Consider the following 22,725-nt stretch of genomic DNA (forward strand, 5'->3'; position numbering starts at 1 on the left):
CAGCTTGTTGTATTATTAATTTATTATTACTTTTAAAAAACAACCAATACAATTTAGCTATGAAAACACTATTTACTTTTGTTGTTTGCCTCTGTACAGGGGCTGTTTTTTCACAGGCACAACCCGAACTGGAAATGTATGCTACAGGGTTTAATTCGCCGGTAGTAATAACCAATGCCGGAGATGAGCGCATATTTATAGCCGAGCAGGGCGGGCTTATCCGTTTTATTGATGATGTAAACCCTGATGCAACTACCTTTCTGGACATAAGCGATCTTATCTCAACCGGAGGGGAACGCGGACTGTTAGGACTGGCTTTCCATCCTGACTATGCCACCAACGGATATTTTTATGTAAATTATACCAATGGCGACGGCACAACAGTTATTTCCCGCTTTACTGTAAGTGATGCAGATGAGAATGCTGCCGACCCCGACAGTGAAGTAATGATGATAAACGTACCACAGCCATTTAGCAACCATAACGGTGGTTGCCTACAATTTGGACCGGATGGTTACCTGTACATTGCTATGGGTGATGGCGGTAGCGGTGGTGACCCTAATAACAATGCCCAAAACCTGGAAAGTTATTTAGGGAAACTGCTTCGTATAGATGTTCAGGACGATGGCTCGTATGATATACCGGGAGATAATCCTTTTGCAGGAACAAGCAATGTAGAGGAGATTTGGGCTTATGGATTACGTAACCCGTGGAAGTTTTCGTTTGACTCGGCTACTGGTGATTTATGGATTGCCGATGTGGGTCAAAATGCGATTGAGGAAATAAACAAAGTTGACGGGACCTCGGCAGGACTTAACTACGGATGGCGTTGTTACGAAGGCAGTGACGAATATGACATGAGCGAATGTGTCGGAGTTACAGGAACCGTAATGCCTTATGCGCAATATACCCATAGTGAAACAGGAGGCTGCTCTATAACAGGAGGATATGTTTACAGAGGAACTATGTATCCGGGTATGCAGGGTATGTATTTCTATGCCGACTACTGCTCTAACGTGGTAAGCTCTGTAGATACCGAAGCAAACATAGAAGAGGTTCAAGCCGTAGGCGGAAGTAACTTTACCACATTTGGCGAAGATGCAAACGGAGAGCTATACATTACAGGAATGAGCGGCATTATATACCATATAAAAGATGCTAATCTTGGACTGGAAGATGTTAACGGTAGTCAGTTTGCTGTTTATCCTAACCCGGCATCACAAAACCTGTTTATAAAAAATAATACTGTGAATACTCCTTTAGAGAGGGCTCACATATATGATACAAGCGGAAAAGTGCTTTTAAACAAACCGCTGGAAAATATTGAACTGAACAGTCTTGATATATCAGGACTTTCAAACGGCTTATACATTTTAGCTCTTACCGATGTAAACGGTTCTAAGTATAATTATAAGCTGGCAGTAAAATAAAGTACACAACTATCCTTGATTAAAAAAGCCCGGAAGCAAATACTTCCGGGCTTTTTGTTTCTGTATAAATCAGCTTATTCTATATCGTTAAGCATTTTTGAAATTTCATCCAGTTTTGGTGTAAGGATAATTTCTATCCTTCTGTTTTTAGATCTTCCCTCTGCAGAATCGTTATCAGCTACTGGAGCAAATTCTCCCCTACCGGCTGCAGTTAAGTTTTTAGGGTCAACACCTTTATTATCACGAATAATGTTTACAATAGCCGTAGCACGTTTTGTAGAAAGATCCCAGTTATCAGCAATCTGTCCTGATCCGTTATAAGGTACATTATCTGTATGTCCTTCAATAAGTACAGTAATATCAGGGTTAGTAGCAAGTACTTTAGCTACTTCAGTTACTGCTCTTTTCCCTTCAGTACCTACTGTCCAGCTCCCGGAGTTGAATAACAGTTTATTCTCCATAGACACATATACCTTCCCGTTTTTGTGCTCTACAGTAAGACCTTTACCTTCAAAACCGTTAAGGGCTCTTGAAAGGGTTTCTTTAAGCGCTCTTAAACCTTCTTCCTGAGCAGCAATCATACCTTCAAGCTCATCTACACGTTGTGAACGCTCCTGCAAGTCGCTTTTCAGCTTGTTTAATCTTTCCTGCTCGGCAGCAAGGGCTTTTTCTTTAGCCTCAAGTTCGGCTAAAAGCTCCCTGTTCTTTTTCATATTACTGTCAAGCGCAGCACTACTGTTTTTCTCTAATGCACTGTAGGATGCCTTAAGGTTGTCAAGGCTGTTTTTTGTTGCAGCATAATCGGCAGCAAGTTTATCTCTTTCCTCTTTAGCCTTATCCAGTTGTGACTGTAAATCTTTCGACTGAAGATCAAGGTTGTTTTTCTCCTGAGCCAGTGTTGAATTTTCATCGGCCAGGGCACGATTTTCTTTTTTAAGATCGGCATATTTATTTTCCAGATCCTTATAAACCTTTGATGACACACACGATGTAGTAAGTGCCATTAAAAGTATACCTGCAGTAATTTGCTTTACCATTTGTGTATTCGTGTATTTAGTAATTAATTAGGTTTTTATTCAAATTCCACTACTATAGGGCAGTGGTCACTGTGTTTGGCTTCGGGTAAAATAACAGCCCTTGTAAGCCTTTCACGCATAGGCTCGGTAGCCATGGCATAATCTATACGCCATCCTTTGTTATTGTTACGGGCATTGGCCCTGTAACTCCACCAGCTGTAATTGTGCGGTTCCTTATTAAAATGACGGAATGTATCTATAAACCCGTTTTTGATAAAGGCATCCAGCCAGGCTCTTTCCTCCGGAAGAAAACCTGATACTTTTGCATTTCGCACCGGGTCGTGAATATCTATCGCTTCGTGACATATATTGTAATCACCGCATATAATAAGGTTAGGGATTTCTTTTTTCAGGTTATCCACGTAGTCGTGAAAATCCCTCATGTATTGAAACTTATGCTCTAACCTGTCGATATTAGTACCTGACGGCAGATAAAGACTCATTACCGAAAACGTATCAAAGTCAAGCCTTATATTACGTCCTTCAAAGTCCATATAATCAATTCCTGTACCATAAACCACATTGTTTGGCTTATGCTTAGAGAATATTGCCACACCGCTATATCCCTTTTTTTGGGCCGAAAACCAATAGTGATAGGGGTATCCCGCAGCCTCAATTTGCTGTACGTCTACCTGATCGTGAGTTGCTTTTGTTTCCTGCAGGCAAATAATATCGGGGTCGGCTTGTGTTAACCACTCCATAAACCCTTTTGTAAATGCTGCCCTTATACCATTTACATTGTATGAAATAATCCTCATTTTCCCTTTTTATTTGGTTCAAAAATAACCAAAAAAGGATGAATATAACAATTTGTGCAACAATACATTATAACCGACTTGTTTTCAGAAAACTACAAAAAAACTCATCTTTTACTGCCTTAAAAACAATAATCGCCCCCACCGTTTGTTCAGAATTGTTATCTTTGTTTCTTGCAGTAACACTAATGTAAATGAGCTTAGTTACCTCTAAAGAAGTTGCAAAAGCAATTAAGGCCGATAAATATGGGGTTTTGGGAACCTTTTCAGGCTGGTTGCTAATGAAAGTTCTAAAGATATCAACCCTAAACAAAATATATGATAGGAACAAACATCTTGAGGGTGTTGAGTTCCTTAACTCTATATTGAACGAATTTCAGATTAAGTTTGAAATTCCTGAAGAAGACTTAAAACGCATCCCTAAACAGGGACCTTACATAACCATATCAAACCATCCGCTGGGAGGCATAGACGGCATACTACTTTTAAAATTAATGGTTGAAAAAGATCCAAATTTTAAAATTATTGCCAACTTTTTACTCCACCGCATTGAGCCACTTAAACCGTTTGTAATGCCGGTTAATCCTTTTGAAAACCATAAGGATGCAAAATCGAGCGTTGCCGGGATTAAAGATGCTTTAAGACACTTGAGTGACGAAATGCCTTTGGGAATTTTCCCTGCCGGGGAGGTTTCTACCTACAAAGACGGAAGACTGCTTGTAGACAAGCCATGGGAAGAAGGAGCTATTAAGCTTATTAAAAAAGCACAGGTTCCGGTTATACCTATTTACTTCCATGCTAAAAACAGCAGGCTGTTTTACTGGCTGTCTAAAATAAGCGATACCATGCGTACGGCAAAACTGCCAAGCGAACTGCTTACACAAAAAGACAGAGTTATAAAAGTAAGAATAGGCAAACCTATATCGGTTGCCGAACAAAAGGAACATGAAACTGTTGAGGCTTACTCAGAATTTTTAAGACGAAAAACCTATATGCTTGCAAACCCATTTGAAAAAGGCACTAAGCTTATAGATGCTTCCAACCTTACTTCGAGCCTTAATATTAAAATACCAAGAAGCCCTAAAGAAATTGCAGGTCCGGCTAACCATTCCCAAATACTTTCGGAAATAAAGCTTTTAAGAAAAGGGGATTATCGCCTTTTACAAAGCAAAAACTATGAAGTGTTTTTTGTTTCGGCAGATAAAATTCCGAACATCCTACATGAAATAGGCCGACTTAGGGAAATTACCTTCAGGGAGGTAGGCGAAGGTACTAACGAGTCACTTGACCTTGATAAATATGATAAGTATTACCACCATATGTTCCTTTGGGACGAAGATGCCAAATGCATTGCCGGGGCTTACCGTATGGGGCTGGGTACCGAGATTTATACCAAATACGGTATAGATGGTTTTTATCTGCACGATCTTTTCCGTTTTGAACCGGAACTGTATGATATGATGTCAAAATCCATTGAAATGGGCAGGGCATTTATTATTAAGGAATACCAGCAAAAACCAATGCCTTTATTCCTGTTATGGAAAGGTATTGTACACACCACATTAAGATACCCTGAACACAAGTACCTTATAGGCGGGGTAAGTATTAGTAACCAGTTCTCTGAGTTCTCAAAATCGCTGATGATTGAGTTTATGAAGTCGCATTATTACGACCCTTACATAGCCCAATACATTCACCCGAAAAAAGAATACAAAGTAAAACTTAAGGATGCCGATAAGGATTTTGTTTTTAACGAAACCGAATCAGACCTTAATAAGTTTGACAAGATTATAGAAGAAGTGGAACCTAACAACCTTAGGCTTCCGGTTCTTATTAAAAAATACATTAAGCAAAACGCTAAGGTTATTGCCTTTAACGTAGATCCGTTGTTTAATAACGCTATTGACGGATTAATGTACATAAGGATAGCCGATTTGCCGGAAAGCACCGTAAAACCGGTAATGGAAGAGTTTCAGGCCGAACTGGAACGTAAACTTTCCGAAAAAGAAGAACAATAAAAAAGCCTTCCGTTTGGAAGGCTTTTTTATTGTAAAGCGGATATTTATTATTGCTCAACACCTATTTCATCAACTTCGTTATAAGGATTTTTAGGATCTTCACCATATTGGTTAGAACCGCTATCTCCATCAGTAGCTAAAACTACAATTAACCAAATTGCACCAATTAATGGTATAAGACCTATTAACAAAAACCATCCGCTCTTATTTACATCATGGAGTCTTCTTACAGCCACAGCTAAACCAGGAAGAAGCACAGCTAAACTATAAATATCACCTATAAAATTTAATTCAAGCACATAACCTATAATCGCTAAAAATATAGATATCAAAACATTACATAGAGTAAAATACCAATATTCACTTCTTCTTGCCCTTCCGTTAAAATTCACATAGTTATCTCTAACTACTTTTAGATACCAATTAATCATTTTTTACTTTTATTGTTTGGTTTGTCCTACTCTTAAGGATTTTCGGTTACTCCCTGTTATATTGTTCAGCTCAAAATGCGAAAATAGTTTATTTCTTACAATAATTTATTTCCTCAAAAATATTTTTAGTTAAAGAAATACTCTGTCAATAGGTTCCCACAACTCTATTTTATTACCTTCGGGGTCTACTATCCAGGCAAACTTGCCATAATCATACGCCTCGGGCTCACCAACAAGGGTTACACCTTCCTCTTTTAGTTTAACCAGCAAACCATCCAGATTATGCACTCTAAAGTTTTGCATAAACTGTTTTTGCGAAGGCTCAAAGTATTTGGTGTCGGCTGCAAAAGGCGACCATTGTGTAGATGCTTTATTTCCTTTGTCATCCATCCACCAAAAAGTACAGCCATAATCATCGGTATTAAGACCAAGGTGTTTTTTATACCAGTCTTTAAGCTTAGACGGATCTTCACTTTTAAAGAAAAACCCTCCTACTCCTGTAACACGTTTCTCCGGCTCATTGGCTTCCGTTTCCCCGAAATACAGCGCTTTAATTTTATCTACAATAACCTGCGCCAGTCGTTCGTGGCTTTCAAAAGTCCATCCGGCAATATGCGGAGATAACAGCACTCTGTCAGAATTCAGCAGGTACTGAAAAGCTTCAGGTATATTATCATCTGTAAATAAATGTTCAAATGAAGATTTCTCGTATTCCAATACATCCAGTGCAGCACCTAAAATTTTACCGCTCTCTATAGCATCAGCTAAATCTTTAGTTACAACACTTTTTCCACGTGCCGTATTTATTAGCCAAAACGGTTTGGCAAAAGCATTGATGAAGTCGGCATTCACCATTTTATTAGTTTCGGGAGTCCAGGGTGTGTGCAGGCTAAGTACATCTGCTTTTTCCTGTAACTCTTGTAGCGAAACCTGTTTGGCATTCGCATCAGCCACCATTGGTTTTATATCATAGCACAATACCTCAACATCAAAACCACGTAGTTTTTTGGCAAACGATTTACCCATATTACCATAACCGATAATACCTACCGTTTTGCCGTCAAGCTCATGCCCACGATTCCCTTCCCTTATCCATTTACCCGAACGTATTTCCCTGTCGGCACGGTTAAGGTTATTGAATAGCGACAACAGCATACCCAAAGCCTGCTCCCCTACCGCGTTACTGTTCCCTTCGGGAGCAGCAATAAGGTTTACGCCTTTGGCCTCTGCATAATCACAATCAATACTCTCCAGCCCTGCACCTACGCGGGCTATGAACTGAAGGTTTGTTGCCTTGTCAAGAAAAGCTTTATCGATATCAAAACGGCTACGGATAACAACACCGTTATATTCGTGAATTTTAGCTTCTATTTCCTCTTTGGTCGATTTGTAGTCGGCGTGATTTTCAAATCCGGCCTGTTCCAACTGATCCCATAAAACAGGATTGTTGCTGTCTATATGTAAAACCTTTACGTTTTTAGCATTTAAAGTCATGTCACTTGTATTTGTGACACAAAGTTACCAAAGTTTATTACATATTTATGAAAGCGTTTCGTTATGCTGCGAAAGATCCAACCCCAGTTGTTCTGATTCTTCCGAAACACGAAGCGGAATAAACAGGTTAGTGAATTTGTACAGCACTAAGGCTCCAAAGAAAGAAAAAAGCGCCACAAGCACTAAGGCAATCATGTGGTGTGTAAAAACACCCCATCCGCCATGCAGTAAGCTAGCGTTTTCACCCTCGGCAAAAATAGCCGTAAGTATCATACCCATAATACCGCCTACACCATGGCAGGCAAAAACATCAAGGGTATCGTCTATTTTTTTAAGCTGTTTCCAGTGTACCATTACGTTAGACACTATAGCAGCCGCAAAACCGAAGAATATACTTTTAGGAATAGATACAAACCCGGCAGCAGGTGTAATAGCTACAAGCCCCACAACAGCACCTATACAACACCCCAATGCCGAAACCTTCCTTCCGTTAAGCCTGTCAAAAAAGGCCCAGGTAAGCATAGCCGAAGCCGAAGCAATGGTTGTAGTAGCAAATGCCATGGCTGCAGTATGATTTGCCGCCAGTGCCGACCCTGCATTAAAACCGAACCAACCAAACCAAAGCATCCCTGTACCAAGAAGTACAAAAGGTATATTAGTAGGTATGTGTTCTACATTTTTACGTTTACCCAATACCAGCACCCCAGCTATGGCGGCAAAACCGGCACTCATGTGTACCACGGTACCTCCGGCAAAATCCTTCACGCCAAAGTAAGCACCAAGGAGTCCGTTAGGATGCCAAACCATATGGCACAACGGTGTATAGATAAACAGACAGAAAAGACATATAAATAAAAGGAATGATATAAAACGGATACGTTCTGCCAGCGACCCCGTAATGATCGCCGGAGTGATAACGGCAAATTTCATTTGGAAAAGGGCAAAAAGGATAAACGGAATGGTTGATGCCATTTGCGCATGCGGATGTTCGTCTACAAAATCGAAAAAGGCAAAATCGGTTGGATTACCTATAATACCATATTTCACTCCGTTGATAGTTATACCTATAGACTCTCCAAAAGAAAGACTGAATCCTACCGCTACCCATAACAGACTTATTACCCCAAGACAGATAAAGCTTTTAAGCATAGTAGAGATTACATTCTTTTTCCCTACCATCCCCCCGTAAAAGAAGGCTAAGCCCGGTGTCATAAGCAATACCAGGCACGAAGCCGTAAGCAACCAGGCCACATCGGCAGGTACTATGTTATCGGTACTGTTAAATTGTGAAGTTGTTTCGGTAGGAGAGGCATGCTCCCAAAACAATCCGGTTATAGCAACCGCAGCAGTTATAAAAAAAGCAACAATCCAGCGTTTTTCTAATTTTTTCTCCATAATACCCCTTAAAATTACAGGGTTAAAGATATAAAAATATAGTTTTTTAATTATTACAGTTTATATTTTTGAGGGTATTTTAAAAACACCCCTGCTTTTACCATTTATTTTTTTGATTTATTAATGAATGCTTTCAAAAAGATTTCTTCTTCTAAATTAGTCAGTACTTTTTTAATATCCCAACCGGAAATTAGTTTTTATACGATGATTTTTCGGCTTCCCTTTTTTGAACATGAATTCTTCTTGTCTCATTTTTAAAAATTTTAATACTTTAGCCTCAATAAAACTTCACCTTATGAAAAACAAATATGTAGATTTTATTTCCGATGAGCATCTAATAAAGTGCATAGCCAACCTCCATTCTTCCTACTTGGCAGCAAAAAACGACATAACTAAAAAGAAATTTTACAAAAACAAAGTTGATATTATAAAATTAACTTTTGATTCTTCTTTCAACAATATCAATGAAGAAGATTTAATACAATCAGAAATATTAAGACAAATCGACAAATCAATTAATAATTCTATTGGGACATTTCACGAACAAGTACTGGGTGGCGTTAAAGGATTTGAGGTTGGTCAATTAAGCGGATTTGATATTAAAGCCAATGATGATACATTATTTGCCGATATTAAAAACAAGCACAATACAATGAACAGCAGTTCTTCTGAAGCTTTATTTCAAAAACTTTCAAGATATGCTGACACTCATAAAAAAGCCAAATGCTACTGGGTACAAATCTTAGCAAAGTCAAGTTTTTGCGAACTATGGAAAGGTGATATAAACGGCAAAGAATATAGCCATAGTAGAGTTTATAAAATATCCGGCGACAAATTTTACGAGTTAATAACTAATCAAAAGGATGCTTTTTTTAAGCTATACAAGTCCCTTCCTACAGCTATTAAAGATTATTTATCTTCCATCCAAGAAACCACTACTAAAACAAAGGAAGACTCAGCTTTGGATGAAATTAAAGACGAAATAGAGAAATCAAACCGCACAATTATTGATCAAATTTCCTTTGAAAATTTTAGTTATTATTTAGGTTTTGATAAATTATAATATCTATTTAAAAAATTAACTATTGAATAACCTATTTCCCTCCCCAAATTTACTGGCACAGCATTCCCAATTTGTTTATACTGCTGGGATGCTGAACCTTTAAAACCCCATTCATCAGGAAATGTTTGTATCCTAGCATATTCCCTAACAGTAAAAGGCCTTGTCTCTTCGGGATGGCATCGCTCAGTTTGTTTTTGAGCAGGACTACATGTCAAAGTAAGACAAGGTTCATCCCAGCCTATCCTTCTAGCCATACCTGTTTTACCTCCTCCTAAATAAAAACTTTTACCCATAAATTCCTTTTGAATATCTATCGGCAAATCTCTCCAATATCCTTTTTGAGGAACTAAATCAAGTACATCTTTTTTACTTTTAGGATATTTTGCACCTACAGACTTAGGAACATCAAAGTCATACAACTCTCCTTTTTTAAGTGCATCAGATAAATTATAAATCTTTTTATACGGTTTCGGGTATTCGTAATCAATTGAAATATCTTTTCTAACTCCTACCAGAATTAGTCGTTCTCTTTTTTGAGGCACTTTATAGTTTATCGCTTTCAAAACCTTAACAGGCATGACCCTATAGCCTATTTCATCTAAAACAGAAATCATTCCTTGTAGAGTCCTTCCATTATCATGGTTTAATAAACCCCTTACATTTTCCCCAACACATATTAATGGCTTTACTTCATTTATTACACGAGCAAATTCATAAAAAAGGGTACCTCTTGCATCTTCAAAACCTAATCTTTTTCCTGCATAACTAAATGATTGACATGGAAACCCTCCAGTTACAACATCAACCTCATTTTCATATTTAGAAAAATCAAAATTCTTTATATCCCCTTCCAACACATTCCATTTAGGCCTGTTACTCCTTAAAGTATCACAAGCCCATTTATCAATTTCATTTAAGGCAATACATTTTATACCCGCTTGCTCCAAACCAACAGCAAGCCCTCCTGCACCTGCAAAAAGCTCAAGAACTGTATAATTTTGTCGAGGTTCAATAAAATTTGTCACCTCTTTTTCGAAATCTTCGGAGAAGAAATTTTTAAACAACAATAAATCTTCTTTTTTGTAAACCCTATAATTACTAACAGGCTCTCTTACCGCTAAGAGCTTACCATCATTATCCCAACGTCTAAGCGTTTCTTTACTCTTACCTAGTAATTCAGAAGCCTCTGAAAGCGTATAGTAATCTTTTGTAACCATATTACTCAACATTATACATTGGTTACAAATTTAATTCAAAAACAATCTTTTTTTTAAATCTAAAGCATATATTTATTAACAATCATAAAACAAAAAAACCGGCTTACGCCGGTTATCATTTTATAAAGTATGTAGTGTATGTATTAGTATCTGGCTACTCTTCTGCGAGGGTGTTTATGGTAATGTTTTGCATGTTTAACCTTTTTAACTTTATACGATTTATAGTAAGTATAAGGAGTTCTTCCGTAATAATTGTTTACCACCACTTTCTGGCAATGGTGAAAATCATAGTTTCTGTAAGCTACCGGTACATAAGCCGTGCGTACCCAAGCCCCGTTTCTTACATATAGATAGTTTCTTGCATTTATGTCGTAATACACATTAATTTCGGGCATATAATAATACCTTGCTTCCACATGTGTAGCCGGCACCCATACTGCAGGCGCTGGTGCCGGAGTACCAATGTTCATGTTTACACTTACAGACACCTGGGCTTTTGCAAGTGCTCCTGTCATCAAAAATAGTCCAACGAGTAAAATTCTAAGTGCCTTCATAATTATTCAGTTTAGGGCTGTTTCTAAAAACTAAAAAACAGCGCGGTTTTGTAACTGCAAAGCCAACAACCGTGCCTAAAAGTAGGCGTGCATATAATTTTTATTTAAAAAATTCTGCAAAACACTGAAAAACAAGACTTTATTTTTTAGTAATTTTATAGTTTAATCCCTCACTTATGGAAACAAAAAAAGAAATAACCGAGAAAATTTTTAAGATAACGGTGCTTATTCAGGAGAAATATCCGCAGTTGTCAAGCTATTTGGGAGAGGTACAGGAAACACTTCCGGCACTGGAACACCCCGAGGTAGACTCAAACAGCCTTTCTAAATATTACGAAACGCTTGAAACCATGTTGCAGGACTATCTTATGGAACATCCTGAATTGGAGGGTTAATTAATAAGATACAGCAGGAAGTCTTCAACCGATTTATAATCTTCCCTGAGCAGTTTCTTTTTAAGGCGCATTTTGCACACTCTTACACTTTGTGGCGAAATGCCTAGTATACTTGCCATGTCTTTTCCGTTTAGCTCCAGGCGCATTAATACCATAATGCGTATTTCGGCTTCAGTAAGGTTTATCTGACTGTCTTTTATCCTTGAAAAGAAGTCGGGATAAATGGAATTAAAACGTAGCCTGAATTTTTCCCAGTCGTCATCGGTAAGTATTTTTTGTTCCAACAATTGGGCTACATCCTCCTCACTTACCTCTTCGTTAACAATCAGAATTTCATTTTCTTTCTCTTCCTTCAATTCATTTATTATGGCATTCTTTTTAGAAAGGTCCAGTATATAGGTTTTAAGCTCCCTTTCCTTTACATCTATCATGCGTTGGGAATTGTATAAATCCAATTCCAGCTGACTCTTTTTAAATCGTATTTGGGATAGGTACCTGTACACAAAAAAAGCAATAATCAACAATACTATAAATACACCAAACCCTATAAAATACAATCGGTTTTTGGCTATCTTCTTTTCGTTTTGCAGGTTTTGGATTCGCAGGTTTTTTACCTCAACCCCCAACCCTGCCTGATAGCGTAACAGTTGCTCCTTTTGATTGGACTCCAATATTTCACGCTGACCTTCATAATACTTTTTATAATAATATAGTGCCGAATCGGGTCTGTTAAAACGTTCATGATTGCGCGACAGCTCCATATAGGCCTCACTAATACGTACCTTACTGTTAAGTTTAAGACTGAGCTTTAGGCATTTTCGGGAATTTTCAAATGCTTTAGCCTTGTTCCCTTTTAAGGCATATACTACCCCAAGGTTTTGGTAAGCCGTGGCCATACCTTCGGTGTAATGATTATCAAGGCATTCTTCCAGTGATATGTTGTAGTATTTTAAGGCCGCATCCAGTTGATCTCCGTAGCGGTATATCTGCCCCTGGTTATTGTAGGCAAGAGCCAAATCCCTATGGTCGTCAAGCCCCTTAAATATATCTATCGCCTTATTGTTAAACTCAAACGCTTCATTAAAAATACGCTTCTCCTTTAATATAAGAGCCCTGTTAGTATAGGTTAAACCCAGTAGTTGGGGTAAATTGAGCTTTTCTGCCAGTTGTGCAGCCTCGTTATAACACTCCATTGCAGCCTCATTATTTTCAAGGCGCCAGTATATTAAACCCAAACTGTTAAGCAGGTTAGCCATATGTACCTCATCGTTAGTTTGTTTAACATGTTGATAGGCTTCGGTAAAATACTTTAGGGCTTCTTCATAATTACCCATACGCCAGTGATTGTTACCCAAATCGGTTAACGATATACTTTTTTTAACAACTTCGTCGGGTAAATCAGGGGTTTTGCTGGTGTCTGGTTTACATGAAATAAAAAAGAGCATCAGGAGCAGTATTGCCCTAACGTAATTTTTCATAAATGTGTCTCTTTAATAGCTTGGGTCAAATGTAAATCTTATTACCGACTAATCAAATCAAAAGTCAACAATTTGCTAATGAGTGTTTTGATCGTTTTTACCATTAACACGTAAAGACAGTAACTTACTAAAATGTCACACTTTTTCGGTTATAAAAACGGATAAATTCAATGTAACTCTCCTGAAACGGTATAAAACAAAAAAACCTTACGGCAAGCCGTAAGGTCTGAAAAAACATCGCACTGTAATCACTACCACTATGAAGGTGCGAGTTTAGCTAGTTCATCCTTAAAAAAATAGCGCACAAAATCCTATATGGATTGTTTATTAATTTTGGGTATGCAAATGTAATGATAAGTACTCTATAAGCGACAAAAATTTATGTTGACATACGTGTTGACAACATCACTTTATATTCTTTACATTGAAAAGAATGAGGTTTATTAGGCAAAAAAGTTATTTTTCAGTTATTTTTACCGCGCATTAATAATCATTATGTAATTTTTATCCTGCAACAGGACGTTACAGCACAAAATCATCATATGAATTCAAAGTACATTAATTATTTTGCCTTTATTATAATTTCGCTAACCTCAATTGTTTTTGCCGTGAACTATTTTTTCACGGATGCAATACCACATGCGGTTACACAATTCTTTATATGGGCATCGGTTTTCGGACTAACTCTTTTTGCCGTTAAAAAGCGTAGCCTTACCACTTGGATACTGGTATGCCTTGTTATAGGTGCAGCAATAGGACATGAATGGCCCGAAGCCGGACAGGGATTACAGGTTTTAAGCAAGATTTTCCTAAAGCTTATCAAAACCATTGTTGGTCCGCTTATTTTTGCTACTCTTGTTTATGGTATTGCAGGGCACAGTAATATTAAACAGGTAGGCCGTATGGGCTGGAAATCACTCCTGTACTTTGAAATTGTTACAACACTAGCCCTGTTTATAGGTTTAGCTGCAATAAACATTACTAAAGCGGGTGAAGGTATTATTCAGCCAACAGACGTAACAGAAACCATACAGGCTGCCGAACCTCAAACATGGCAACAAATTATACTGCATATTTTCCCAGAAAACATAGCTAAATCAATGGCCGAAGGTGAGGTATTACAAATAGTAGTATTCAGTGTGATATTTGGTATTGCCCTGATTATGGTGCCCGAAAAGAAACGTAAAGTAATGGTAGACTTTACCCAAAGCCTTAGTGAGGTAATGTTTAAATTTACCAATATAGTTATGTACTTTGCTCCTATAGGTGTAGGTGCAGCTATGGCATATACTGTAGGACACATGGGGCTTAGCGTACTTATTCCGCTACTAAAACTTTTACTAACCCTATATGGTGCGCTGCTGGTATTTGTACTTATTGTATTTGTACCTATAGCCTTATTTATAAAACTGGATTTAAGAGCCTTTATTAAAGCTATTGGCGAACCGGTATCTATCGCATTTGCCACAACAAGTTCGGAAGCAGCTTTACCACGTGCAATGGAGGCAATGGAAAGCATAGGGGTTCCGCGTAAAATTGTTTCATTTGTAATGCCTATGGGCTATAGCTTTAACCTTGACGGAACAACTCTTTACCTATCTTTGGCCAGTGTATTTGTGGCACAGGCAGCAGGTATAGACCTTAGCATCGGCGAACAGCTCATTATGGTGTTTACCCTTATGGTAACCAGTAAAGGTGTTGCGGGCATACCAAGAGCGTCGCTGGTAATACTTATGGGTACAGCTGCGTCGTTTAACCTACCTGTATGGCCTATATTTATTATACTGGGTATTGATGAACTAATGGATATGGCCCGTACTTCAATAAACGTGGTGGGTAACTGTTTGGCTTCGGCAGTAATTGCCAAATGGGAAGGTGAGTTTGACCCTACCCTGGAAGCACAGGAGGTATTTAAAACCGAACTTTACGAAAGTCATGACGACGAAAACAAATAAATAAAAAGCCGCACAATGTGCGGCTTTTTATTTATTACATTTATATACTTATAACCCCATTATGATAAAGGAAGATATACTACTGGAGTTTGGTGCCCGTAAGTTGCACTTTAAAAAAGGGGAACCTATTTTTAGTCAGGGGGATCTCCCTAAGTATTATTACCAGATTATAAGTGGGGAAATTAAAATGAATAATTATAATGAGGAAGGTAAGGAATTCATACAGGGACTGTTTAGTGAAGGAAATTGCTTTGGCGAGCCTCCCCTTTTTCTGGACAGGCCTTATCCTGCAGGAGCGGTAGCCACAAACGACACTTCCCTTTATGCGCTCCCTAAAGAAACTTTCCTTAAACTACTGCACTCCCACCCTGACACTAATGTAGCAATGACAGTTAACCTTGCACAAAGGCTGTATTATAAGGCCATTATGGCTTCAGAGATATCTTCTCAGGATGCAGAACACCGTATAATAACCCTTATCGACTATTTTAAGAACGTTATTAATGAAAGTGAAAACGAGCAATATAGAGTAACCCTAACCCGCCAGCAGATAGCCGACCTTACCGGACTAAGGGTAGAAACGGTTATAAGAGCCATAAAATCACTCGAAAAGCAGGGTGAATTAAGTATTAACGAACGAAAAATATTCAGATAAAGTATACTGTAATAATAATTTACCGAACATGATATTTATCATAAAACAAAGGATATCAGCATCTTAAATTTGTACTATAAATTTAAAACATTACTGGTATGAGCACTTATGATAAATTTTTAGACAATTACACAAAAGGATTTATGGGCTTTAATACTTTAGCCATTTTAGCCCAAAGCTGTTTAGGTGGTATCGCTGCCATGTTTGTACTTCAAAACGGTAATACACCGGCACAAATGATTCAGCTGTTTTTTATAACCATATTCTGTTCTGGCTTTAACGGTAGCGTTTTAGCTCAGCAAAAACCTAAAGTAGTGTTTAACCTACTTATCACTACTGTAATACTAAACTTTGCCATCATCTTATTAAACGTTTTTATACTCTAATCAATTTTCTTACTAAAACCTAACACAACGTTTGTTTTAATGTTAGAGGGTTGCCCGTAAAAAGGCAGCCCTTTATTTTTTTGATTATGATTCAGGTCATAAAACCGAAAGCGACTCCAAAAGTAACTTTGGTATAACAAACGTTAAAAGGTTTTAGTCATGAAAACATATCAAAAATATCTGGAAAGCTACAAAAAGGGGTTTATAGGGTTTAATACTCTTGGTATACTATTTCAAAGTTGCTTAGGATCGGCGGCGGCGATGCTCGTATTACAAAACGGCACCAGTCCGGCACAAATGATTCAGCTTTTTTTCATAACCATTTTCTGTATGGGATTTAACGGCAGTGTACTAGCCCAGCAAAAACCTAAAATAGTATTTAACATGCTAATTGCTACCATAACAGTAAGCACTGTTATAGCACTGCTCAATCTTTTTATTATTTAAATTATTGGGGCTGTATCAAAAATGATTACCTATTCTTTGACGAAAGTAAAAATCTCTATCAATTCTACTTGAGATTCTTCATTTCACTACGTTACATTCAGAGTGACATTTTTGATACAGCCCTATACTTTACCTTCCGGTTCATGCAGTACCGGGAAATTACAGGAGTTTGCTATAAAACACATCTCATTGGCTTTTTGATGTAGCTCGTTTGCCTTATGTAGCATACTTTCTTCCTGCACTGTGACCACAGGACGCAATATAACTTTTGCAAACCTGCCCGATCCGTTTGAGGTTTCTTCCATCTCTCCAACAGCATTATCCTCATAAGCCGTTACTATGACTTCGGCTTCCAAACACAAATGTAAATACCATAACATATGGCAGGATGATAGGGAAGTCAAAAGCATTTCCTCGGGGTTATATCTCGAACTGTCTCCCCTAAAAGCAGGATCTGACGAACCCAAAATAACGGGTTTATCCTCTGTTTGTATATCATAATCACGGGTATAGCTAGTGTAACTTTTTGTACCTGTCCATTGCAGTTGCGTGGAATAATGATGTGTTTTCATACCCCTAAAATTAAAGCTAATTTTTCAATTCACTACTGACATACGGTTGTCACTACCCCATAATAATTTTGCTTCATAATCAAAAATCATCAGTTATGACAACAGTATCAGCACTAACAGCAAAGCAGTTTTTAAATCATTGGAAAGGACACCGCGGCCTTACCAGAAAGGCCATTGAAGCTTTCCCTGAAGAGGAACTTTTTAGTTACAGCATAGGAGGCATGAGAACTTTTGGCGAGATAATGCTTGAAGTAGTAAGTATTGCCTATTATGGTGTGGAAGGGGTAACTACCGGAACATGGAGAAACATAGAGAACCTGCCTTATTTCACAACCGAAAAAACAATAACCACCAAACAGCAGTTATTGGAGTTTTGGGATAAAACTACAGCCTACATTGACCAGGAATGGGAAAAATTGCTTAGTCTGGATTTTGAACAGCCTATCAAATCATTCGGCACCTATGAAAACACTATCTATTCCTCAATGTTGTACTGGATAGACAACGAAGTACACCACAGGGGACAGGGATATGTTTATTTAAGAGCCTTAGGCATTACACCTCCGTTCTTTTGGGAACGTTTCTAATACAGGAGTACAATCATCATCAAATCAATCAACAAAGAAAAAGGGACACCGTTTGGTGTCCCTTTTCGTTTTAAATACCCAATTAAAGCACCATCTTTGTGACAAGATTTTATAACACAAAAATAAAGGTATACACCTCTACTGTTCAAAGCTTTTCAATGATTACATGTTATAGCAGCATAAGAAAATTTTATAACGTATTGTTTTAAATTTAACTTGTTATTAGTAAGCACCTTTAACAGAAATCAAATAGTGTTTTGACATATCAATCCTTAAGAATGGATAAATATTAAATAAATGTGTACGTATTCTCATTTTTTTTAACTATTTATGCCCTTACCTAACGAATATAATCTTAGAATAACCATGGGTGGCCTAAAAAAAGTAAATGTTGTAAGGAGAAATATAATGCGTAGCCTTACGCGGAATATTGGTGTTACAAATCTGGAGAAGGATTTTAAGTTAAAGGAAAAACCTGAAATTAAAAGAATACTGATAATACGTCCAAACAAAAGGCTTGGTAACCTATTGCTTATCACTCCGCTTTTACAGGAAGTAAACGAGGCCTTTCCGGATTGTAAGATTGATATTTTTGTGAGAGGCGGACTTGCACCTATACTTTTTGAAAACTACAGTAACGTAGACCGTATTATAAAACTGCCGGGCAAACCTTTTAAGGAACTTATCAACTATTCGCTTGCATGGCTTTCGGTTAAAAAGAAACGCTATGATATGGTTATCAACGTGGTTAACTCCTCTTCATCGGGAAGGCTGTCTACTAAGTTTGCCACTGCAAAGTTTAAACACTTTGGTGATGTTAGTGACAAAATAAAGGAAATGTATCCTGATAGTAACCATATGGCTAAATACCCTGTTTATAACTTTAGGTACTTTTTAAGCAAACTGGGTTATGAGAAAAACGATAAGCCTGTACCACCGCTAAACCTAAGACTAAGCAACAAAGAGCTTGAACAGGGTAAGCACATTGTGAAAGATATTGTAAAGAATGATAAAAAAACCATTGCCATATTTACTTTTGCCACAGGCGACAAATGCTACAAACCTGAATGGTGGGATCCGTTTTATGAGAGACTAAAGTCCGAATATGCCAATGACTACAATATTATTGAGATACTGCCTGTAGAGAATGTATCGCAAATTGATTTTAAAGCTCCTACCTACTACAGTAAAGAAATAAGGGAAATAGGCGGTGTAATGGCAGCCTGTGAAGTGTTTATAGGTGCCGATAGTGGCATGATGCACCTGGCAGCGGCTTCGCTTGTTCCAACCATAGGGCTATTCTCTTATACTAATCCCGCTACATACGGACCATACAATAAAGGCAGCGAATCCATAAACACTAACGACACAACTATGGACAGCTGGATAGAAATTATAAATAAAGCCTTAAAGGTATAAAAATACCCTTTATTAGGTATTTCACAAAACCCTGTATATCAATAAATTGCTTTTAAATAATTTTAAAACTTTTTATTATGTCGTGGGGTTTAGTTTTTGCCGGTGTATCAGCAGCCTCTGGTCTTTTCAATGCTATTGATGAGAGCCATGCAAACCGTAGAATAATTGCTGATTTAAATGAAATTAAGAATTATCTGAAAGATCTGAAAAAAACGCTGAGACTAGTACAGCAACAGAATGAAGAAATTCTTAATAAACTTAACGAACTGCCTGAACAAATAAGGCAAATTGTCGACGAAATTGTTTCGACTTCCTTACTGGAAGAGCGCTACTCGTACATTAATGATGTTTGGGAAAACTTCCTGGTTTTAAGACGATGGAGACGTGTTGGAATAAGGAGCGACGAATGGAGAAGATATTCTGATGCTATGAACTATATTTTTGATCATGAAAACAGAGTTAGCAAACTTTTTAACTTAATAAGCATTTGTGAGTTTGCACTATGTATTACCAGAGGACGTACCAAATCACTCGTGATATTAAGGCTTGACCAAAAATCTGAAACAATTAAGCTGTTATCTGACGATTATGAAACTAAAATAAATAGTTTACTTGACAAGCTTAAAATTGATTTAGATAATACAAATTACATTGTTAGCCACAACCTATCGGCCAACCTTAACGATATTGAAAATCTAACATTCCAACAACATCCTAACAGGTTAAAAACCGAGAATTATACCGAAAGAGTATGTGAAACAAGAAGAAGCGGAGGAAGACTTGACAGGATGTACACTGTTTGCAGAAACGAACATAGAACCAGACAGGTTACCGATACTGCTTACAATAACGCAAGGGATAATCATGTTAAAAGCATTAACTCGCAAATAGCCTTTATAAAAGACCAGATAAAACATTTTGCAGAATTATGTGCAGTATATAAAACATTAGTTAATTACAGGCAAAGAATCTCTAATAAGTCACTTAATGAAGTTTTTACCGAAGAAAATTCTGTTTACTTCACAAAGGATGACCAAGTAGCTTTATCTAACCATCCAATTGATGACTCTGATTTTGAAGCCTTTTTACATTTTGACAATATTATAGATGGAGATGATGTTGAGCTATCTATAACCGAAAGAGAGTCTTTTAATGTTATTTAGTCATCCAGACTAACATTCCTTTTGTAAAAATTTAATAAACAAAAAGCCACTCGTACAAGTGGCTTTTTGTTATAACTATTTTTTCGTTTTAATATAATGAAGATAGATTGTATTGCATTTAATTTCCAGTAAACCTGTTTTAAAATTTTCACCTTCTTTTAAATAAAAACCTACCCCTTCATTAAGATAAGCGTTTCGGTATGGATTATTATGACCAATAACAATCCCTTCACTAAATTCCTTTACCTTTTCTAAAGCACCATTATTTATCCTCGCTATATACATTGCATTACCATTTACCATTATCAGGAAAAGTTCATTATTGTAAACAAAAGCATAAGCAATATACTCTTCAGGGAAATCGTTATAATAATAAGCCTCTTCCCCTGATTTATAAACAGTTTCCACTCCCTGTAATGACCTTCCCAGCTCTCCATTGTCAAATACCTTAAGTCCGTCTTTTTTTATTTTGTTATAATAAAAACCTTCTCTTACTTTATTTAATTTACGGGGGTCGGTCACTTTTACAACCTGTGTATAAGTCACCAAATAGAAGGCTCCGTTAATCTTATAAACTCTTGGAAGCAATATATTAGCGTCGTATTCAATTCCGGTTTTTTTATCCTTAAATATGGTTGCGGCACCCCACTCACCATAATCCAAGGCATACACATAGAAGTTATCATCCTCAAAAACACCTTCATCTGTAACTTTGGTTTTTAACCAGGCCTCTTCACCCTTATCCCAATAATATGAAACAGCATCTGGCATAAGTGGGTTTTCTTTTAACACTATACTGTCGTTTTGAACATAAATTCCGGTGTTCCATGTGCCATAACCAATGAGCTTAGCCTTACCAAGTATTTTACCTTTTTTATTAAAAACACAAAAGGTTCCTTTGGGGATAAAAGTCGGTTCATCTTTAACCTCTATAAAATCAGAATAATAAATATCCTTATATTTTAATGGATATACAGATCTCCCTTTTATATTCAGTTCAATGGTATCACTTTTTATTGTAAACCCTTTCTCTTCTTTACAGGGTAACTCTTTCTCCTCTTTACAGGATAACAGCGTAAAAAACAGGAATAGGTATAACAGTGTTTTGTGCATAGCGGTTTATTTAATTACCAAAGTAACCCCTACTTCTCCTTCGTTATCTAAAACATCCTGATTATAGACCTTTTTACCCAATATCTCCTGAGCTTTTTTAATATCGTCAAGCTCTCCACCTAACTCTAACTTAAAAACAACAGAGTTTAAATCGTTTTCCGACTCCAAAAAATCAGACACATATAAACTATACTTATCTAATATATCTTCTAACGGGTATTGGTTATTATTATCGGTGGTATCTTCCAGTTTATAAGAAATACACATGCGGTAACCGGTATCATCTTCATCATTCATATCGAGATAAATTCCGTTTTCCACAAACTCATATATTTCCTTATTTTCATATTTGGGAGATGTATATAACGAGATATTCGTCATTACATTATACTCTTGCCTAAGCTCCTGATGATTTGTATTTAAAGAATTGTGTTTCTTTTTACCTCCTAATAACTTGTTGAATATTCCCATTGTTAATTGTGTTTGGTTTGTATAGTTACCCTTTATGTAAAATTAAATCGGGATCATTACAATGAATATTATAACCTACCACCTTCGTATCAATGAGGAAATAATGGTCATAATAATCTAAATCAGGATTTATATATCTTAACTGATAAGGAGTACCGAAAAGTAGTCTAAATTTTCTAGGCACACTAACTTTTAAAAAATAACCATCAATGTAACAAAGCTTAAAATATTCCGGAGTTCCTTTTAAATTATAAACAATCTTATTTTTTTTAAAAAACTCCCGAGGTTGCATTTCAGGCTTCTTAAAATCAACGTTTACCTTCAATCTTTTTTTAAAGTAAGATTATGAAAATCTAATGTATCTGATATATAAGGCTCTGTAAAAAATATTTCACCCGAATTTTGTAAATCGCTACGTTTTATAAAAGCCGATTTAAAACCATTTTCCATATCTTTTAATTCAATAAAAAAATATACAAAAGGTGTATCACTCATTCTATCACTTTTATATGTATCAATAACAAAATACCCCTTAACCCTAACAGTATCAACACTTACTTTATCAACTTCCTGTGCAAAGCAATTCCCGCATATCATAAAAATAAAAACAAACCATATAGCTTTCATGATAATCTTATTTTAAAATTTGAT

Annotated in this window: 24 protein-coding genes and 1 pseudogene; 11 read left to right on the forward strand and 14 right to left on the reverse strand. The window is 36.9% G+C overall.

Annotated features, from left to right (window positions below):
• The first annotated feature begins 59 nt into the window (after window positions 1-59).
• Window positions 60-1,430 (forward strand): PQQ-dependent sugar dehydrogenase, encoded by a 1,371-nt coding sequence (locus V3Z67_RS05495; RefSeq protein ID WP_330442358.1) that lies wholly within the window; start codon window positions 60-62, stop codon window positions 1,428-1,430.
• Between the two features lie 74 nt (window positions 1,431-1,504).
• Here the strand turns inward: V3Z67_RS05495 and V3Z67_RS05500 are convergent, their stop codons facing one another.
• Together V3Z67_RS05500 and V3Z67_RS05505 are read right to left on the reverse strand one after the other, a co-directional pair.
• Window positions 1,505-2,467 carry an OmpA family protein gene (locus tag V3Z67_RS05500; RefSeq protein ID WP_330442359.1) on the reverse strand — a complete coding sequence of 321 codons (963 nt, stop codon included), beginning with the start codon at window positions 2,465-2,467 and terminating at the stop codon, window positions 1,505-1,507.
• Window positions 2,468-2,502: 35 nt separating this feature from the next.
• The gene (locus V3Z67_RS05505; RefSeq protein WP_330442360.1) at window positions 2,503-3,264 is read right to left on the reverse strand and encodes an exodeoxyribonuclease III; all 762 of its coding nucleotides are present in this window, start codon (window positions 3,262-3,264) and stop codon (window positions 2,503-2,505) included.
• A 191-nt stretch (window positions 3,265-3,455) separates the two neighbouring features.
• Here V3Z67_RS05505 and V3Z67_RS05510 point away from each other — a divergent pair, with 191 nt between their 5' ends.
• Window positions 3,456-5,279 (forward strand): lysophospholipid acyltransferase family protein, encoded by a 1,824-nt coding sequence (locus V3Z67_RS05510; RefSeq protein WP_330442361.1) that lies wholly within the window; start codon window positions 3,456-3,458, stop codon window positions 5,277-5,279.
• A 47-nt stretch (window positions 5,280-5,326) separates the two neighbouring features.
• Here V3Z67_RS05510 and V3Z67_RS05515 read toward each other — a convergent pair whose 3' ends face one another.
• From V3Z67_RS05515 to V3Z67_RS05530, 4 genes and pseudogenes are all read right to left on the reverse strand, one after another.
• The gene (locus V3Z67_RS05515; RefSeq protein ID WP_330442362.1) at window positions 5,327-5,710 is read right to left on the reverse strand and encodes a DUF805 domain-containing protein; all 384 of its coding nucleotides are present in this window, start codon (window positions 5,708-5,710) and stop codon (window positions 5,327-5,329) included.
• Between the two features lie 129 nt (window positions 5,711-5,839).
• Window positions 5,840-6,256, reverse strand: a complete 417-nt coding sequence (locus V3Z67_RS05520) for a VOC family protein (protein ID WP_330442493.1) — start codon at window positions 6,254-6,256, stop codon at window positions 5,840-5,842.
• Window positions 6,236-7,204: pseudogene (locus V3Z67_RS05525) on the reverse strand (2-hydroxyacid dehydrogenase); the annotation flags it as partial. The pseudogene V3Z67_RS05525 and the gene V3Z67_RS05520, both read right to left, overlap by 21 nt.
• Before the next feature lie 45 nt (window positions 7,205-7,249).
• On the reverse strand, window positions 7,250-8,599 hold the full coding sequence (locus tag V3Z67_RS05530) for an ammonium transporter (RefSeq protein ID WP_330442363.1): 1,350 nt from the start codon (window positions 8,597-8,599) through the stop codon (window positions 7,250-7,252).
• A 295-nt stretch (window positions 8,600-8,894) separates the two neighbouring features.
• On the opposite strand from V3Z67_RS05530, the gene V3Z67_RS05535 reads away from it, so the two are divergent.
• Entirely contained in the window at window positions 8,895-9,662 is a 768-nt protein-coding gene (locus V3Z67_RS05535; protein ID WP_330442364.1) for an Eco47II family restriction endonuclease, read from the forward strand.
• Here the strand turns inward: V3Z67_RS05535 and dcm are convergent.
• Complete coding sequence (dcm, locus tag V3Z67_RS05540) at window positions 9,638-10,879, reverse strand: DNA (cytosine-5-)-methyltransferase (RefSeq protein WP_330442365.1); 1,242 nt, start codon at window positions 10,877-10,879, stop codon at window positions 9,638-9,640. The genes V3Z67_RS05535 and dcm overlap by 25 nt on opposite strands.
• 143 nt (window positions 10,880-11,022) lie before the next feature.
• Window positions 11,023-11,433, reverse strand: a complete 411-nt coding sequence (locus V3Z67_RS05545) for a hypothetical protein (protein ID WP_330442366.1) — start codon at window positions 11,431-11,433, stop codon at window positions 11,023-11,025.
• 176 nt (window positions 11,434-11,609) lie between these two features.
• On the opposite strand from V3Z67_RS05545, the gene V3Z67_RS05550 reads away from it, so the two are divergent.
• The gene (locus V3Z67_RS05550; protein WP_330442367.1) at window positions 11,610-11,828 is read left to right on the forward strand and encodes a hypothetical protein; all 219 of its coding nucleotides are present in this window, start codon (window positions 11,610-11,612) and stop codon (window positions 11,826-11,828) included.
• Here the strand turns inward: V3Z67_RS05550 and V3Z67_RS05555 are convergent.
• On the reverse strand, window positions 11,825-13,306 hold the full coding sequence (locus V3Z67_RS05555) for a tetratricopeptide repeat protein (protein WP_330442368.1): 1,482 nt from the start codon (window positions 13,304-13,306) through the stop codon (window positions 11,825-11,827). The two genes, V3Z67_RS05550 and V3Z67_RS05555, sit on opposite strands and share 4 nt — an antisense overlap.
• 542 nt (window positions 13,307-13,848) lie before the next feature.
• Here V3Z67_RS05555 and V3Z67_RS05560 point away from each other — a divergent pair.
• The 4 genes from V3Z67_RS05560 to V3Z67_RS05575 all read left to right on the forward strand — a co-directional run bounded on the left by V3Z67_RS05560 (window position 13,849) and on the right by V3Z67_RS05575 (window position 16,749).
• On the forward strand, window positions 13,849-15,261 hold the full coding sequence (locus V3Z67_RS05560) for a dicarboxylate/amino acid:cation symporter (protein WP_330442369.1): 1,413 nt from the start codon (window positions 13,849-13,851) through the stop codon (window positions 15,259-15,261).
• Between the two features lie 61 nt (window positions 15,262-15,322).
• On the forward strand, window positions 15,323-15,916 hold the full coding sequence (locus V3Z67_RS05565; protein WP_330442370.1) for a Crp/Fnr family transcriptional regulator: 594 nt from the start codon (window positions 15,323-15,325) through the stop codon (window positions 15,914-15,916).
• 98 nt (window positions 15,917-16,014) lie between these two features.
• Window positions 16,015-16,302 (forward strand): hypothetical protein, encoded by a 288-nt coding sequence (locus tag V3Z67_RS05570; RefSeq protein WP_330442371.1) that lies wholly within the window; start codon window positions 16,015-16,017, stop codon window positions 16,300-16,302.
• A 159-nt stretch (window positions 16,303-16,461) separates the two neighbouring features.
• Complete coding sequence (locus V3Z67_RS05575) at window positions 16,462-16,749, forward strand: hypothetical protein (RefSeq protein ID WP_330442372.1); 288 nt, start codon at window positions 16,462-16,464, stop codon at window positions 16,747-16,749.
• 122 nt (window positions 16,750-16,871) lie between these two features.
• Here V3Z67_RS05575 and V3Z67_RS05580 read toward each other — a convergent pair whose 3' ends face one another.
• A complete protein-coding gene (locus V3Z67_RS05580; RefSeq protein WP_330442373.1) occupies window positions 16,872-17,321 on the reverse strand; it encodes an OsmC family protein in 450 nt (149 codons plus the stop codon).
• Window positions 17,322-17,416: 95 nt separating this feature from the next.
• Here V3Z67_RS05580 and V3Z67_RS05585 point away from each other — a divergent pair, with 95 nt between their 5' ends.
• The 3 genes from V3Z67_RS05585 to V3Z67_RS05595 all read left to right on the forward strand — a co-directional run bounded on the left by V3Z67_RS05585 (window position 17,417) and on the right by V3Z67_RS05595 (window position 20,490).
• On the forward strand, window positions 17,417-17,908 hold the full coding sequence (locus tag V3Z67_RS05585; protein ID WP_330442374.1) for a DinB family protein: 492 nt from the start codon (window positions 17,417-17,419) through the stop codon (window positions 17,906-17,908).
• A gap of 366 nt (window positions 17,909-18,274) precedes the next feature.
• Window positions 18,275-19,327 (forward strand): glycosyltransferase family 9 protein, encoded by a 1,053-nt coding sequence (locus V3Z67_RS05590; RefSeq protein WP_330442375.1) that lies wholly within the window; start codon window positions 18,275-18,277, stop codon window positions 19,325-19,327.
• A gap of 77 nt (window positions 19,328-19,404) precedes the next feature.
• Complete coding sequence (locus tag V3Z67_RS05595; RefSeq protein ID WP_330442376.1) at window positions 19,405-20,490, forward strand: hypothetical protein; 1,086 nt, start codon at window positions 19,405-19,407, stop codon at window positions 20,488-20,490.
• 75 nt (window positions 20,491-20,565) lie between these two features.
• On the opposite strand, the gene V3Z67_RS05600 is transcribed toward V3Z67_RS05595, so the two are convergent.
• From V3Z67_RS05600 to V3Z67_RS05615, 4 genes are read right to left on the reverse strand one after another with little or no spacing between them, the layout of a single operon-like run.
• Window positions 20,566-21,603 (reverse strand): hypothetical protein, encoded by a 1,038-nt coding sequence (locus tag V3Z67_RS05600; RefSeq protein WP_330442377.1) that lies wholly within the window; start codon window positions 21,601-21,603, stop codon window positions 20,566-20,568.
• Between the two features lie 6 nt (window positions 21,604-21,609).
• On the reverse strand, window positions 21,610-22,074 hold the full coding sequence (locus V3Z67_RS05605) for a hypothetical protein (protein WP_330442378.1): 465 nt from the start codon (window positions 22,072-22,074) through the stop codon (window positions 21,610-21,612).
• A gap of 25 nt (window positions 22,075-22,099) precedes the next feature.
• Complete coding sequence (locus V3Z67_RS05610; protein WP_330442379.1) at window positions 22,100-22,399, reverse strand: hypothetical protein; 300 nt, start codon at window positions 22,397-22,399, stop codon at window positions 22,100-22,102.
• On the reverse strand, window positions 22,396-22,701 hold the full coding sequence (locus V3Z67_RS05615) for a hypothetical protein (RefSeq protein WP_330442380.1): 306 nt from the start codon (window positions 22,699-22,701) through the stop codon (window positions 22,396-22,398). Before V3Z67_RS05615 ends, V3Z67_RS05610 begins: the two co-directional genes overlap by 4 nt.
• Between the last annotated feature and the right edge of the window lie 24 nt (window positions 22,702-22,725).

Origin of the sequence: Flavobacterium sp. C4GT6 (assembly GCF_036347315.1) — a bacterium.
GTDB lineage: Bacteria > Bacteroidota > Bacteroidia > Flavobacteriales > Flavobacteriaceae > Flavobacterium.